Annotated in this window: 12 protein-coding genes; 7 read left to right on the top strand and 5 right to left on the bottom strand. The window is 75.7% G+C overall.

Annotated elements, in window-relative coordinates:
* The first annotated feature begins 69 nt into the window (after positions 1-69).
* A complete protein-coding gene (locus ACWGKI_RS07025) occupies positions 70-3,030 on the top strand; it encodes an FAD-binding and (Fe-S)-binding domain-containing protein (RefSeq protein WP_452185874.1) in 2,961 nt (986 codons plus the stop codon).
* An 81-nt stretch (positions 3,031-3,111) separates the two neighbouring features.
* Here ACWGKI_RS07025 and ACWGKI_RS07020 read toward each other — a convergent pair whose 3' ends face one another.
* Positions 3,112-3,747 (bottom strand): TetR/AcrR family transcriptional regulator, encoded by a 636-nt coding sequence (locus ACWGKI_RS07020; RefSeq protein WP_380244629.1) that lies wholly within the window; start codon positions 3,745-3,747, stop codon positions 3,112-3,114.
* 101 nt (positions 3,748-3,848) lie between these two features.
* On the opposite strand from ACWGKI_RS07020, the gene ACWGKI_RS07015 reads away from it, so the two are divergent.
* The 3 genes from ACWGKI_RS07015 (at position 3,849) to ACWGKI_RS07005 (ending at position 7,701) form a co-directional block, all read left to right on the top strand.
* Positions 3,849-4,814: an ATP-binding cassette domain-containing protein gene (locus tag ACWGKI_RS07015; protein ID WP_452185803.1), complete on the top strand. Its 966-nt coding sequence runs from the start codon at positions 3,849-3,851 to the stop codon at positions 4,812-4,814.
* Positions 4,811-7,000 carry a YhgE/Pip family protein gene (locus ACWGKI_RS07010; RefSeq protein WP_452185801.1) on the top strand — a complete coding sequence of 730 codons (2,190 nt, stop codon included), beginning with the start codon at positions 4,811-4,813 and terminating at the stop codon, positions 6,998-7,000. The genes ACWGKI_RS07015 and ACWGKI_RS07010 overlap by 4 nt, the downstream gene beginning before the upstream one ends.
* A 95-nt stretch (positions 7,001-7,095) precedes the next feature.
* On the top strand, positions 7,096-7,701 hold the full coding sequence (locus ACWGKI_RS07005; protein ID WP_452185799.1) for a nitroreductase family protein: 606 nt from the start codon (positions 7,096-7,098) through the stop codon (positions 7,699-7,701).
* A 10-nt stretch (positions 7,702-7,711) separates the two neighbouring features.
* Here the strand turns inward: ACWGKI_RS07005 and pdxR are convergent, their stop codons facing one another.
* On the bottom strand, positions 7,712-9,148 hold the full coding sequence (pdxR, locus tag ACWGKI_RS07000; protein WP_452185797.1) for a MocR-like pyridoxine biosynthesis transcription factor PdxR: 1,437 nt from the start codon (positions 9,146-9,148) through the stop codon (positions 7,712-7,714).
* A gap of 90 nt (positions 9,149-9,238) precedes the next feature.
* Here pdxR and ACWGKI_RS06995 point away from each other — a divergent pair, with 90 nt between their 5' ends.
* Positions 9,239-10,219: an aldo/keto reductase gene (locus ACWGKI_RS06995; RefSeq protein ID WP_452185795.1), complete on the top strand. Its 981-nt coding sequence runs from the start codon at positions 9,239-9,241 to the stop codon at positions 10,217-10,219.
* A gap of 3 nt (positions 10,220-10,222) precedes the next feature.
* Here ACWGKI_RS06995 and ACWGKI_RS06990 read toward each other — a convergent pair whose 3' ends face one another.
* From ACWGKI_RS06990 to cofD, 3 genes are all read right to left on the bottom strand, one after another.
* Positions 10,223-10,552 (bottom strand): cupin domain-containing protein, encoded by a 330-nt coding sequence (locus ACWGKI_RS06990; RefSeq protein WP_380244623.1) that lies wholly within the window; start codon positions 10,550-10,552, stop codon positions 10,223-10,225.
* Between the two features lie 70 nt (positions 10,553-10,622).
* Positions 10,623-11,366, bottom strand: a complete 744-nt coding sequence (cofC, locus tag ACWGKI_RS06985) for a 2-phospho-L-lactate guanylyltransferase (protein ID WP_452185793.1) — start codon at positions 11,364-11,366, stop codon at positions 10,623-10,625.
* Positions 11,363-12,313 (bottom strand): 2-phospho-L-lactate transferase, encoded by a 951-nt coding sequence (cofD, locus tag ACWGKI_RS06980; protein WP_380244621.1) that lies wholly within the window; start codon positions 12,311-12,313, stop codon positions 11,363-11,365. Before cofD ends, cofC begins: the two co-directional genes overlap by 4 nt.
* A 51-nt stretch (positions 12,314-12,364) precedes the next feature.
* Here cofD and ACWGKI_RS06975 point away from each other — a divergent pair, with 51 nt between their 5' ends.
* Positions 12,365-12,682: an MTH1187 family thiamine-binding protein gene (locus ACWGKI_RS06975; RefSeq protein ID WP_079571762.1), complete on the top strand. Its 318-nt coding sequence runs from the start codon at positions 12,365-12,367 to the stop codon at positions 12,680-12,682.
* A 141-nt stretch (positions 12,683-12,823) separates the two neighbouring features.
* Positions 12,824-14,524: a restriction system modified-DNA reader domain-containing protein gene (locus ACWGKI_RS06970; protein ID WP_452185790.1), complete on the top strand. Its 1,701-nt coding sequence runs from the start codon at positions 12,824-12,826 to the stop codon at positions 14,522-14,524.
* Positions 14,525-14,562 lie beyond the last annotated feature (38 nt).

Raw genomic sequence — 14,562 nt, 5'->3', positions numbered from 1 at the left:
GTGCCAGCCCAGACCCGCACCACCCCCGGACCGGACGAGGACGCGCAGGCCGCGCCGACCCGTGACGAGGTGGAGAGCGCGGCCCGGAAGGCTGCCGACGAGGCCCGCGAGGCCGTCGCGTCGGCGCTGCGGACGGTCGTCGCCGGCGACGTCGACACGAGCTCCCGCCGCCGGGCCGAGTACTCCACCGACGCGTCGAACTACCGCGTCGTGCCCGACGTCGTGGCGTTCCCGCGCAGCTCGCGCGACGTGGAGCGCGGCCTCGAGGTGCTGCGCGAGCTGTCGATCCCGGTGACGGCGCGCGGCGCGGGGACGTCGGTGGCGGGCAACGCGGTGGGCACGGGGGTGGTCCTCGACTTCTCCCGGCACCTGAACCAGGTGGTCGCGGTGGACGCGGAGGCGGGCACCGCGGTCGTCGAGCCCGGCACGGTCATGTCGACCCTGCAGCGCGCGGGCGCCGTCCACGGGCTGCGGTTCGGGCCCGACCCCTCCACGCAGAACCGCGCCACGCTCGGCGGGATGATCGGCAACAACGCCTGCGGCCCGCACGCCGTGGCCTACGGCCGCACCGCGGACAACGTGCTGGAGCTCGACGTCGTCGACGGGCGCGGCCGGCGCTTCACCGCGGGTCGCGGGGACGCGACGTTCGCCGCCGTGCCGGGGCTCGCGGACCTGGTGCGGGAGAACCTCGCGCTCATCCGCACGCAGTTCGGCCGGTTCGGCCGGCAGGTGTCCGGCTACTCGCTGGAGCACCTGCTGCCCGAGAACGGCTCCGACCTCGCCAAGGCGCTGGTGGGCACCGAGGGAACCCTGGTCACCGTGCTCGGCGCGACGCTGCGCATGGTCCCGGTCCCGACGGCGCCCACGCTGGTCGTGCTCGGGTACCCCGACATGCCGTCGGCGGCCGACGACGTCCCGCGGCTGCTGGGCCACCACCCGCTCGCGGTCGAGGGGCTCGACGCCCGGCTGGTCGACGTCGTCCGGCGTGCCAAGGGCGAGGGTGCGGTGCCGGCGCTGCCCGAGGGCGCGGGCTGGCTGATGATCGAGGTCGGCGGCGCGAGCCAGGACGAGGCGAGCGCCCGCGCCGAGGCGATCGTGACGTCGTCGACGGCCCTGTCGTCGCTGGTGCTGCCCGCCGGGCCTGACGCCACGAAGATGTGGCAGATCCGGGCGGACGGGGCGGGCCTCGCTGGCCGCACGCCCGCGGGGGAGCAGGCGTGGCCCGGCTGGGAGGACTCCGCCGTCCCGCCCGAGCGGCTCGGCGCGTACCTGCGCGACCTCGACCAGCTGATGGAGCGCTACGGCGTCGACGGCCTGCCCTACGGACACTTCGGCGACGGGTGCGTGCACCTGCGCATCGACATCCCGATGGAGAGCTCCGGCTCGGTGCTGCGCACGTTCATGACCGACGCCGCCCGGCTCGTGGCGTACCACGGTGGCTCGCTGTCCGGGGAGCACGGGGACGGCCGTGCGCGCTCCGAGCTCCTGCCGCTGATGTACTCGCCGGAGGCGATCCGGCTCATGGAGCAGGTCAAGGCGCTGTTCGACCCTGACGACGTGCTCAACCCGGGCGTCGTCGTGCGCCCCGCGGCCGTGGACGCCGACCTGCGCCGGCCCGCCGCCCGGTCCGTGCCCTCCACGCTGCCGGTAGGGGAGCGGGGCCTCGCCGGGTCCGGGCCGCTGCGCGGCATCTCGAAGAAGACGGGTCACCTCGGGTTCTCGTTCGTGCACGACCATCACGACCTCACGACGGCGGTGCACCGCTGCGTCGGCGTGGGCAAGTGCCGGGCCGACAACCATGCCTCCGGCGGGTTCATGTGCCCCAGCTACCAGGCGACGAAGGACGAGAAGGACGTCACCCGCGGGCGTGCGCGAGTGCTCCAGGAGGCGGTCAACGGCACCCTGGTTGGCGGCCTCACCGCGCCGGAGGTGCGCGAGTCGCTCGACCTGTGCCTGAGCTGCAAGGCCTGCTCGTCGGACTGCCCCGCCGGCGTCGACATGGCGCAGTACAAGTCCGAGGTGCTGCACCGTACGTACAAGGGCAAGCTGCGTCCGGTGGACCACTACGCGCTCGGCTGGCTCCCGCGCTGGGCGCGGCTCGCCGGCGGGATGCCGCGGCTGGTCAACGGGCTGCTCGGCGTGCCGTGGATCGCGAAGACGGTGCTGTGGGCGGGCGGCATGGACACGCGGCGGGAGGTGCCGCAGTTCGCCGAGATCCCGTTCCGCACCTGGTGGAAGCGGGGCTGGGCCTCGCACGGCGTGCCCGGCCTGGGCGCCGGGCAGCGGCCCGGGGACCTGCCCGACGGCGAGCGGCCGAAGGTCGTGCTCTGGGCGGACTCGTTCAGCGACGCCCTCGCGCCGTCCGTGCCGCAGGCCGCGGTGCGCGTCCTGACCGACGCCGGGTACGACGTCGTCGTGCCCTCCCAGCAGGCGTGCTGCGGCCTCACGTGGATCTCGACGGGGCAGCTCGACGGCGCCCGCCGGCGGTTGTCGCAGCTGCTGTCCGTGCTCGGCCCGTACGCGGTGAACGGCATCCCGATCCTCGGGCTGGAGCCGTCGTGCACCGCGGTGCTGCGCTCCGACCTGCTCGACCTCTTCCCGGACGACCCGCGCGCCCGCGCCGTCGCCGACGCCACCCGCACGCTGGCGGAGCTGCTCACCTCACCGGACACCGCCCCGGACGCGGCGTGGCAGGTGCCCGACCTGTCGGACCTGACCGCCGTCGTGCAGCCGCACTGCCACCAGCACGCGGTGATGGGCTTCTCGGCCGACGAGGCACTGCTGCGCGCGGGAGGGGCCGAGGTCAAGGTCCTCGCCGGCTGCTGCGGCCTGGCCGGGAACTTCGGCATGCAGAAGGGCCACTACGACGTGTCGGTGGCCGTCGCGGAGAACGCCCTGCTGCCGGCCCTGCGCGAGCGGGCCGAAGGCACCGAGTACGTCGCCGACGGCTTCTCCTGCCGCACGCAGGCCCTCCAGCTCGAGGGCGTCGAGGGCAAGGCCCTCGTGGAGGTCATCGCCGAGCGCCTCTGACCCCTCCCCGCCGGTGTTGTGGGTACGAAAAGGGCGAGAATTCCCCGAGGAATTCTCGCCCTTTCCGTACCCACAACACCGTCAGGGGCGGGTGAGGGCGAGGACGCCGGAGCGGGCGGGCTCGGGGAGCTCGGGGACGAGCACGACGAGCGACCGCAGCAGCAGGTGCTCGAGCTCCTCGCGCGCGAGGCCGCTGCCGCCGAGCCAGGCGGCGGTGACGTTCTCGACCAGCGCCACCCACCCCTGCGCCAGGAGCCGCAGCCGGTCGCTGGGGGTGAAGCCGATGGTCCCGGCGGTCGTCGTCATGCGCCCGACCAGCGCGGAGCGCACCCGCTCCAGTGCGGCTTCCGTGACGCCGTCGTCGGCGAGCGCGCCGCGCCAGATGTCCTCCCACACGCGCCGGTGCGCCGTGACCGAGCCCAGGAACAGCGACATCGCGTGCGCCGGGCGGTCGGCGAGGGGACGATCGTCGGGTGCCAGCAGGGTCTGCTCCAGGTCGGACACCGCCTCCAGCGCCACCGCGCGCCGGAGCTGCACCGTCGACCCGAAGTAGTGGAAGACCAGCGCCTTCGACGCCCCGGCGCGCGCGCCGACCGAGGCCGGGGTGATCGCGTCGAGCCCGTCCTCCGCGGCGGCCTCGGCGGCCGCGGCCAACAGCTCGCGGCGCCGGTCGGAGGGCTCGCGGCGGGTCCGGGAGCGCGGGGTGGCGGAGGTCATGGCCCCAGTTGTACGGCGTTATTGACCACTAGTCAACACCGGCCGTACAGTTGTTGATCGCAGGTCAACAGTGCGTCGCGAGCGGCGGGACAGGAGCAGGGGTGCAGATCACGCTGAGCGGGGTACGGGTCGAGGGACGGCGCGACCCGATGCTGGAGGCCACCGACCTCACGTGGTCCACGGGGGAGTGCCTGCTCGTGGCCGGCGAGCCCGGGCACGGGCACACCGCCCTCGCGCTCGTCGCGACGGGCCGGTTCGCGCCGTCGTCCGGGGCCGTGCGCCTCGACGGCGCCGACGTGCCGCCGTCCGCCCTGCGCGCCCGCACCGCCGTCGTCGACGTCCCCGGCATCAGCGAGCCCGACGACGCCCTCACCCTGGCGGACGTCGTGGCGGAAGGGCTCGCGCTGGCCGGCCGGCGCTCGCTGCCGCGCGACGTCTCGCGGTGGCTGGACGAGCGCGACCTGACGCCCGACCGCGGTCGCCGCGTCGACCAGCTGGCCGGCGGCGTGCGCACCGCGGTGCTCGCGGCCCTCGCCGCGGAGGACCCGGACGTGCGGTTCGTCGTCCTCACGCTGCCGGACCGGCACGGCGGCGAGCCGGCCGTCTGGTGGGAGACGGCCCGCACGCTCGCCGCGTCCGGCCTCGGGGTGCTGGTGCAGTGCACGCGCTCGTCGGCCCGCGACCTGGGCGTCGACCTCCCGCCGGCGCGCGGGGCCACGCTGCACGAGCCGCCGCAGGTCGTGCGGCGCGAGACCCCTGGCGCGCCGGGGGAGAGCGACGCGACCCTCGTGCTGCCGCCCGCGCCTGTCGTCGAGCCGGAGCACGAGCCGGAGCCGGAGCGCGAGCCGGAACCGGCGCCCGAGCCCGAGACCGAGGTGGAGGACGAGCTGGAGCCGTCCCCGGAGGCGGAGCCCCGCGCGGAGGAGGACGTCGACGAGCCGGTCGTCGTCGACCCGCCCGACGTCGAGCCGCCCGGCACGCCCGTCCACGACACACCTATCCACGACACGCCCATCCACGACACGTTGGCCGCGTCGTCCGACGACCCGCAGGAGGAGACCCGATGACCGCGGTCCGGCTGGCCCTGTCCGAGCTGCGCCGCCTCGCCGCCGGGCGGCTCCCCAAGCTCGCCATCCTCGCGATGGCGCTGATCCCCACGCTGTACGCGGGGCTCTACCTCTTCGCCAACCACGACCCGTACGGGCAGCTCGACCAGGTGCCGGCAGCCGTCGTCGTGCAGGACGAAGGGACCACGACGACCGACGCGGAGACCGGGAAGACGACGGAGCGGCACTTCGGCCGCGACGTCGCGGACCAGCTGCTCGACGACGGCGGGTTCGGCTGGGTCGAGACGTCGCAGGCGGACGCGGAGGCGGGCGTCCGCTCGGGCCGCTACGACGCGGCGCTCATCATCGGGCCGACGTTCTCCGCCGACCTCGCGTCGGCCGGCGAGTTCGAGCCGCAGCAGGCCAGCCTCACGCTCATCACGAACGACGCGAACAACTACCTCGCGGGGACGATCTCGGACACGATCGTCGGGAAGGTGCGCGACTCCATCGCGGAAGAGGTCGGCACGGAGGCGGCCGACTCGTTCCTGCGCGGGTTCGCGTCCATCCACACGAACCTCGCCGACGCGGTGGACGGCGCGAAGCAGCTGGTCACGGGCGCCACGAAGCTCGACGACGGCCTCGCCGACGCGGACGACGGCGCGCACACCCTCGCCGACGGGGCGGCACAGGCGGCGGCCGGCGCCGCGACCCTGGACGGCAAGGTCGGGACGCTCGCCGACGCCGTCGGGCAGCTCGACGACGGGGCCGGACAGCTCGCGTCCGGCCTCGGTGAGCTGGAGGACAGGACCGCCGCCCTGCCCGCGCAGACGAAGAAGCTGGCGGACGGCACCGCGCAGGTCGCCGACGGCAACGCGCAGGTGGCGCAGTACGGCCGCGAGGCCGCGGACGCCGCCGGGCAGGTGCTGCCCACCCTCGACACGGCGCGCTCGGACGCGGCCGACACCCTCGACCAGGGGCGCGCGGACCTGGCGACGCAGCTCGACGCGCTGTGCGCGGCGCTCCCCGACGACGGGGCCGAGGCCACGGACGTCGCGGCGCAGTGCGCGCAGCTGCGGTCCGACGTGCTCGACCGTCTCGACACGGCGCGCACGGACGTCGACGACGCCCTCGACACGCAGCGGCAGGACGTCCAGGCGGCGACGGCGAAGGTCGAGGGGGCGTCGGCACAGCTCGACCAGCTCGCCGACGGCTCCCGGCAGGTCGCCGACGGTGCGGCCACGCTGGCGGGTGCGACGCCGCAGCTCACCGCGGGCATCGCGTCCGCGGCCGACGGCGCGGACCGGCTCGCCGACGGGACCGGGCGACTCGCGGCGGCCACGCCCGCGCTCGTCGACGGCGTGCACCGTCTCGCGGACGGGACCGGGCAGGTGTCGGACGGCGCCGCCGAGCTCGCGGCCGGCACGACGAGGCTCGCGGCCGGCTCCGGGGAGCTGAAGAGCGGCACCCAGCAGCTGCGGGACGGGCTCGTCGAAGGACTCGGCAAGGTCCCCGACCTCGACGACCAGACCCGCGAGGACACGGCGTCCACCATCGGCAACCCGCTGGAGGTGCGCAACGACTCGCTGTCGTCGGCGGGCACCTACGGCGCCGGGCTCGCGCCGTTCTTCCTGTCGCTCGCCACGTGGATCGGCGCGTACGTGCTGTTCCTGCTCGTGCGACCGCTGTCGACGCGGGCGCTCGCGGCGGGCCGGTCGGCGCTGGCGACGGCGCTGGGCGGGTGGGTGACGCCGGCCGCGATCGGCGTCGTGCAGGTGGCGGCGATGTTCGCGGTGACGAAGTTCGCGCTGGACATCCAGCCCTCCTACGGCCTGTTCACGGCCCTGTTCCTCGTGCTCGTCTCGGCGACGTTCGTCGCGGTGCTGCAGGCGCTCAACGTGTGGCTCGGCGCGGCGGGGCAGTTCCTGGGGCTGGTGCTCATGCTGGTGCAGCTGGTGACCGCGGGCGGCACGTTCCCGTGGCAGACCATCCCGCAGCCGCTCAAGGCGATGCACCAGTTCATGCCGATGACCTACGCCGTCGAGGGCCTGCGTCAGCTGTTGTACGGCGGCAACCTCGCGACCGTCACGCGTGACGTCACGGTGCTGCTCGGCGTCCTCGTCGTCGCGCTGGGCCTGACGACCCTGGCCGCCCGCCGGCAACGGGTGTGGACGGTGACCAAGCTGCAGCCGGAGCTCGTCCTCTGACGACCGTTCATCGCCGAACAGGTGGTTGCGCACGCTCTGGACGACGAGAACGTGCGCAACCACCTGTTCGGCACCGGGCGGTGCAGGATGGGCCCGTGGAGTTCCAGGACGTGGTGCGACGACGGCGGATGGTGCGACGGTTCACGGACGAGCCGGTGGCGCCCGAGACGGTGGACCGGCTGGTGCGGAACGCCGTGCGGGCACCCAGCGCAGGGTTCTCTCAGGGGTGGTCGTTCCTGGTGCTCACCGAGCCGGAGGACCGCGAGCGGTTCTGGACCGCGACGACGCCCGCGTCGTCGGACCGCGACATGTCGGGCTGGCTCGCGGGGATGCGCACCGCGCCGGTCCTGGTCGTCGCGCTGTGCTCGAAGGACGCCTACCTGGGCCGGTACGCGGAGGCGGACAAGGGCTGGACCGACCGTGACGAGGCGCGCTGGCCGGTGCCGTACTGGCACGTCGACGCGGGGATGGCGTCCCTGCTCATGCTCCAGACGGCCGTCGACGAGGGCCTGGGCGCGTGCTTCTTCGGCATCGGCGCGGGCGAGATGCCGGCCTTCCGCGAGGCGTTCGGCGTCCCGGGAACCTGGATCCAGACCGGCGTCGTCGCCGTGGGCCACGCGGCGGGCGGCGGCGCGCAGGGCTCGCCCGCGCGGCGGCGCCGCAAGCCGCTGGAGGACGTCGTGCACCGCGGACGATGGTGAGCGCCCACGGTCAGGGGCGCACGGACCGCACTGCCGCTGCGAGCCCGGCCACGGCCTCGCCGAGGCGTGCGTCGGCGAGGTTGCCGTACCCCACGACGAGGGCCTCGACGGGGGCGCCGGGCAGCGCAGCGGCCGTGACGCGGTAGCGGCGGACGTCGGCGACGGCCACGTCGCGCGCGGCGGCGGCCCGCACGACGGCGGTGGCCGCGACGCCGTCGGGCAGGCCGAGGACGATGTGCAGGCCCGCCGCCAGGCCGGTCACCGGCAGCCCCGGCAGGGCGGTCCCGAGCGCGTCGAGCAGGGCGGCGCGGCGCCGGCGGAACCGCCCGCGCGCGGCCCGCAGGTGCCGCTCGTAGCCCCCGTCGGACAGGAACCGCGCCAGGGCGAGCTGGTCGATCGTCGACGGTGCAGGGCCGCCGGACAGGGCGCCGAGGCGCTCGCGCCACCGGGGCGGCAGCACCAGCCAGCCGAGCCCGAACGCGGGCGAGACGGTCTTGCTCAGCGACCCGACCAGCGCCACCCGGCCCGGGTCGTGCCCCTGCAGGGCGGCGACCGGCCGCCGGTCGTAGCGGAACTCGGCGTCGTAGTCGTCCTCGATCACGAGGCCGTCGGCGGCACGCGCCCACGACACGAGCGCGTCCCGGCGCTCGGGCGCGAGCGCCACGCCGGTGGGGAACTGGTGCGCAGGGGTCACCAGGGCGGCCCGGGCGCCGGTGCGTCCGGCGGCCGCGACGAGCGCGTCCACGGCCACCCCGCGCGCGTCGACCGGGACCGGGACGGGGACGAGGCCGCCGTCGCGGGCGACGTCGCGCAGCCGCCCCCAGCTCGGGTCCTCGACCAGCAGCGTGCGGTGGCCGGCGGCCCGCAGGGCCCGGACGAGCCGCGCCATGCCGTCGGTCGCGCCGTGCGTCACCAGGACGTCGGCGGGGCCGGCGCCGGTGGAGCGCGCCCGCGCCAGGTAGGCGGCCAGGGCTGCGCGCGTGCCCGGGTGGCCCGCCGGGTCCGGCGCGCCGAGGTCGGCGTCGGGCGCGTCGGCGAGCGCGTCGCGCACCGCCCGGAGCCACGCGGCGCGCGGCACGTGCCGCAGGTCCGGCACGCCGGGCGCCAGGTCCAGGCGCAGGCGGGCCGCGGGGGCGGCGGACGTCGTCGCGCCGGTCGGCGCGGCACGAGCGGCACCGGGGGCGATCCGCGTCCCGGACCCGACGCGCGCCTCGCAGAACCCCTCCGCGACGAGCTGCCCGTAGACCTCCGTCACGACCCACCGGGACACGCCCAGCGTCTCGGCGAGGGCTCGGCTCGGCGGCAGGGCCGCGCCGGCCGGGACGCGACCGGCGTGGACGGCGTCGCGCACCGCCCGCTCGAGCCGCGCGACCAGGGGCGCGCCGTCGTCGCCGAGATCGAGCACGGTGTCCCACGCCAGGCGAGGATTGGTCTGGCCAGAGGGCATGGCATTGGACGGTACACCCAGACCGATCGACTCCTAGCGTCAGTCGTGTCAGCCGGCGGACCACGCCGGCGCCCACGGACAGGAGCACCCATGCGCTACCGCACGATCGGCGACGGCACCACCTCGTTCGAGGTCAGCACGCTCTGCCTCGGCACGATGTACTTCGGCACCCGGACGGACGAGGAGACGTCCCGCGCGATCCTCGACCGCTTCGTCGAGGCCGGCGGCACGTTCCTCGACACCGCCAACAACTACAACGGCTGGGGCGGCGGGCACGGCCGCGACAGCGAGGACGTCATCGGGCGCTGGCTGGCCGACCGGGGGAACCGCGACCAGCTGCGCCTCGCGACGAAGGTCGGCGCCGCCAAGAAGGACCCGAACCTGCCGCTGCAGAACGTCGAGCCCACCAACTTCCAGGGCCTGGGGGCGGAGACGATCGCGTGGGAGGCGCGCGAGAGCCTGCGGCACCTGGGCGTGGACCACCTCGACGCCTACTACGGGCACGTCGACGACTACGGCACCCCGCTCGCCGAGACCGTCGGAGCGTTCGGGAAGCTCCAGGCCGAGGGGCTGGTCGGGATCGCGGGCATCTCCAACGTCGCGCTGCACCGCGTGGTCGAGGCTCGCGAGGAGGCCCGGCGTCAGGGCGTCGCGCCGTACGGCCTCGTGCAGCAGCAGCTCACCTACCCCTACCCGCGCCCGGACGTCGGCCGGCACAACTGGGCGTCGTACGAGCTGCTCGACTACGCCCGCGCGTCGTCCGAGGCGGGCAGCCCGCTCGCCGTGGTCGCCTACTCGCCGCTCATGCAGGGCGCGCTCGTGCGCGACGACAAGCCGCTGTGGGACGGCTTCGACCACCCGACCACCCACGAGCGCCTGCGCGTGCTGCGCGAGGTCGCGGCCGAGCTCGGCGCCACCCCGAACCAGGTGGTGCTCGCGTGGCTGCTCGGCGGCGACGTGCCGGTGGTGCCGATCGTCGGGGCGAGCAGCCTGGCCCAGCTCGAGGAGATCCTCGGCGCCGCCGACCTCGACCTGGACGACGACGCCCGCGCCCGCCTCGACGCGGTGTGAGGGCTACTCCAGCCACTCGGTGACGATCCTGTCGCTGGCGTGGATGTGCACCCCCTCGTAGAGCTCCGGCCCGATCACGGTGAACTTGTGCGGCACCTGGGCCGGGGCCACGAGGATCTGTCCGCCCACGGCGACCACCTCGTCGTCGCCCACGTGGAAGAGGGCCCGTCCGGACCGGATGACGAAGGTCTCGGGATACGGGTGCCGGTGCAGCCGGGGGCCGGCGCCGTCGCGGTCGGTGCGCGAGAAGATCACCGACGCGCCGGAGCCGTGGAGGTAGCCCTCGAAGTTCTTGCCCGGCAGGGCGGACTGCTCGATCAGCTCGATGCTCATGGTCGGTGGACCGCGCGGACGTGCCGGACTCACCGGTCCACGGGCGGGCGGTCCCGGCACGGCGGGGCCCTCAGGGCAGGGGGAGGTCGAGGCCCCGGCGCAGCCGGTCGCGCACGGCGCGGGGCAGCTCGCTCCAGTCGTCCACGGTGTCGAGGTCGACGGCGGTGCCGGTGCGTCGCACGACGACCGGGCGCAGCCCCGCCCGGGCCGCCTCCTCGACGTGCGCCGCGCGCGAGCCCTCCCCGAAGCGGAAGGTGAACGGCACGTCGGCGGGCAGCGCGAGCAGGTTGGTGCCGGCCAGGTGCCGGTCCGTCGCGACGACACCGGTCGCGCCGTCGGCGGCCGCGGCGAGCAGCGCCTCGACGTCGTCCGGCGCGAGCAGGGGCAGGTCGGCGTGCGCGACCAGCAGGCGGGCGGCCCCGCGCTCGACGGCCGTCTCCCGACCGACGTCGAGCGCCGCGTTGAGGCCCGGGCGGTCCGGTGGCTGCGCGACGACCTCGACGTCCGGGGCGACGGGCGCGGCAGTTCCGGTGCCGCGCGGCAGTCTCAGCTGCCGTTCTGAACCCGAGCTGCCGCCTTGATCCGGGAGGCCGAGCGTCTCGCGGGCGAACACCGCGTCGGCGGTCACCACGAGCACTCCGTCGACGCCCGCGGACGCGCGCAGGACGGCGACGACGTGACGTGCCAGCGCCGCCACGAGGCGGCGGCGGGCTGCGGGGTCGAGCGCGGCCGCCAGCCGGGACTTCCCCGAGACGCCGTCGCGCAGGGGGACGACGGCGACCGCGCCGCCCTGTCCTGTGGAGGGTGCCGTCATCCGAGGGCGAGCAGCTCGCGGGCCAGGCGCTCGCGCCCGGGTGCCCCGCCCATGATGGTGTCGGTGACGAGCACCTCGACACCCAGGTCGCGGATCGGGTCCGCGAGGCCGGCGTCGGCGTCGTCGACGACCATGACGTCGACCAGGTCCGCGTAGAGCCGGGCCACGCCCAGGGCCGACACCTCGTGCCCGAGCGTCTCCAGGATCTGCGCCGCGGGCCCCTTGATGGCGTGGCCGCCGACGATCGGGCTCACCGCGACCCGTCGCGCCGGCGACGCCAGCACGGCGTCCCGCACCCCGGGGACGGCCAGCACCGGCTCCACCGACAGGAACGGGTTGGACGGCGCGACGACGAGGAGGTCGGCGTCCGTGAGCGCGTCGAGCACGCCCGGAGCGGGTCGCGCCGTCGTCACGCCGTCGAGCTCGATCCCGAGCACCGCGTCGGCGTGCTGCCGGCGCACGAAGTACTCCTGGAACGCGACGCGGCCCGACGGCGTCTCGACGAGCGTGCGCAGGCGGTCGTCGGTGACGGGCAGCAGGCGTGCCCGCACCCCCAGGGCGGCGGCGAGGCGGGCCGTGACCGCGCCGAGCGGCTGGCCCTCGCGCAGGGCAGCCGTCCGCACGACGTGCGTCGCCAGGTCGCGGTCGCCCAGCGTGAACCACGTGTCCTCGCCGAGGCGCGCGAGCTGGTCGAGGGTCGTGTACGTCTCGTCGGTCAGCCCCCAGCCGCGGGTCTCGTCGTTCAGCCCGGCCAGGGTGTACATGACGGTGTCGACGTCGGGGGAGACCAGCAGCCCGTGCCGTTCGGTGTCGTCCCCGACGTTCACCACGACGGTGAGGCCGCCGTCCGCGGTCGGGGCGCCGCCGTCGGGCAGCGCGAGGGCGAGGCCGTGCGCCAGGCGGGCGCCGCCGACGCCGCCGGCGAGAAGAGTGACGCGTGTGCTCACGTCACGAGCCTACGGTTCCCGGGCCGGCGCTCGGCACCCACAATGGGACGCATGGCCGTCTTCGCTTTCTCCGTCGCCCCGCTCGGCGCGGGCGAGTCCGTGGCGGACTCCGTCGCCGCCGCCGTCCGTATCGTCCGTGAGTCCGGGCTGCCGACCCGCACCACCGCGATGTTCACCGAGATCGAGGGGGACTGGGACGAGGTGATGCCGGTGATCCAGCGCGCCACGGAGGCGGTGGGTGCGGGCGGCCACCGCGTGTCGCTGGTGATCAAGGCGGATATCCGCCCCGGCTACACCGGGCAGCTCGACGCGAAGGTCGCACGGGTCGAGGAGCGCCTGGCGGACGACGGCGGCGCGGGGCACGCGTAGCCGGACGACGGGTCGTCGCGCTCCGTCAGGTGGCAGCGCGCACCTGAGAGCCTGCTGTGTTGCGGGCCACGTCCTGGGGGGTCGTAGGCTGTGCCCGGGATCCGGCCGCCCGGGCCGTGATCCGAGCCAGGAGTGGTCTGCATGCCCCTGTTCGAGGTCGACGCCCAACGGCCCCTCCTCGTCCAGTCCGACCGGTCGCCCGCCGCAACGGCCCAGGGCGTCGGCACCACCGCGCACCGGGTGGTGGACAGTCACATCGACGGTCTGCTCGGCGAGCAGATCTTCCCCGTCAGCCCCGGCGTGGGCCCGGACGAGCCGCACCTGCTCGCCCTCGACGCCACCGGCTCGCCGGTCGTCGTGGAGCTGGTCGCGGACCTCGACCGCGCCGCGCTCACCCGCGCGCTCGACCACGCGGGGGCCGCCGGACGCCTGACCCGTGGCGCGCTCGCCGAGCGGTACCACGGCGGCCCCGCAGCCTTCCATCGTGACGTCGCGGCGTTCTACGACAGCGTGCCGATCACCCGCTCGCAGCCCGGCCGCAGCAGCGCGCGCCTCATCGTCATCTGCCAGGAGGCGAGCGAGGAGATCCTCAACGCCGTCGACTTCCTGCGCCAGCCGACGATGCCGGTCGAGGTGCTGAAGATGGGCGTGGTGCACAGCGCCGACGGCCGCCGGTTCGTGGACGTGTCGCCGCTGGTGATCCACCCGGCCTCGGCGCCGACCGCCCCGAGCCTGTCGGCGCCTCCCGGCGCCCGGCCCGGCGTCGGCGGCCCGGCCACCGACGCCGTGAGCCCGGGTGCGCGGCCGGCCGAGCCGGTGCCGGGGGTGGACCCGGAGACCTTCGCGGAAGGGGTCGCCGTCGGTCTCGCCCTCAACGGCAAGATGCCCGCGGCCGTGCAGCCGCCGCGTGACCACGCGGACGCGACGCCCCCCACCCGCACGCGCCGCCGGGCCGCGCGACCGCGGTCCACCGAGGCCGGTGCCGACGTGGACGTGCCCAGCGGGCCTCTGCCCGTGCCCGCGCCGGCTCCTGCCCCGCCCGCGGAGCCCGAGGACCTGGACACGACGCTCGAGCGGCTCCCGCTCCCGCTCGCCGAGCGTCGGCGGGCCGTGGCGGACACCCCGCCCCCGCCGCCGCGTCGCCGTTCGCGGTCCGACCGCTTCACCTCGCGGCCCGAGCCGGAGGGCACCGGTCTGCCGACCGACCGGGCGGAGCTGGGCCGGGCGTTCGCCGAGGTGGCCGCCCCCCACTTCGACCTGCCGGTGCCCGAACCGCGGTGGTCCGGCGTCGAGGACGACCTTCCGCGCCTGCAGGTGCCGCCGCTCGAGCCGCCGCGGCTGCGCACCCCGCCGACGGACCCGCTCGACGACGCCTGGTCTCCGGCACCGCGGGACGCGGGGTACGACCCGCTGACGTCACCGGTACCGCCGGAACCGTGGTCGCCGGCTCCCGTGCCCGAGCGTCACGCCTGGGCGCCGGAGCCGGAGCAACGGTCCTGGGCGGCGGAGCAGCGCCCGTGGGAGCCGGAGCCGGAGCCGGAGCAGCAGGCGTGGGCGCCGCCGCCGGGCGCCGACGAGGTGGACACCGACCTCGTCGCGCTGGCCCGCACGCTGGTGCACCCGACGACGATCGTCTGGTCGCGTCCCCGGCGCCGCCAGTACTTCGAGGCGGTGCTGCACCAGGACGGCGCGATCGAGCTCGCGGACGGCTCCCGCTACTGGCACCCCGACCACGCGGCGTCCGCCGCGTCGGGCTCGCCGACCGCCGACGGGTGGAGCGTGTGGCGCCTCGGCGCCGAGGGCCCCACGCTCACCGACGCGTACCGCCACCGCTTCGCCTGAGCTGTGAGCGGGCGTTTGGCCCTGTTTCGTCGAGAAAC

Source organism: Isoptericola sp. NPDC055881 (assembly GCF_053615895.1).
The sequence above is the reverse complement of the archived record's forward strand: the minus strand, read 5'-3'. Positions and strand labels throughout refer to the sequence as shown.

What these genes read in the sequence shown, in the direction of transcription:
- ACWGKI_RS07020 (WP_380244629.1), bottom strand. Translation starts at nt 3,747, where the DNA reads ATGACCTCCGCCACCCCGCGCTCCCGGACCCGCCGCGAGCCCTCCGAC.
- ACWGKI_RS07010 (WP_452185801.1), top strand. Translation starts at nt 4,811, where the DNA reads ATGACCGCGGTCCGGCTGGCCCTGTCCGAGCTGCGCCGCCTCGCCGCC.
- pdxR (WP_452185797.1), bottom strand. Translation starts at nt 9,148, where the DNA reads ATGCCCTCTGGCCAGACCAATCCTCGCCTGGCGTGGGACACCGTGCTC.
- ACWGKI_RS06995 (WP_452185795.1), top strand. Translation starts at nt 9,239, where the DNA reads ATGCGCTACCGCACGATCGGCGACGGCACCACCTCGTTCGAGGTCAGC.
- ACWGKI_RS06990 (WP_380244623.1), bottom strand. Translation starts at nt 10,552, where the DNA reads ATGAGCATCGAGCTGATCGAGCAGTCCGCCCTGCCGGGCAAGAACTTC.
- cofC (WP_452185793.1), bottom strand. Translation starts at nt 11,366, where the DNA reads ATGACGGCACCCTCCACAGGACAGGGCGGCGCGGTCGCCGTCGTCCCC.
- ACWGKI_RS06975 (WP_079571762.1), top strand. Translation starts at nt 12,365, where the DNA reads ATGGCCGTCTTCGCTTTCTCCGTCGCCCCGCTCGGCGCGGGCGAGTCC.
- ACWGKI_RS06970 (WP_452185790.1), top strand. Translation starts at nt 12,824, where the DNA reads ATGCCCCTGTTCGAGGTCGACGCCCAACGGCCCCTCCTCGTCCAGTCC.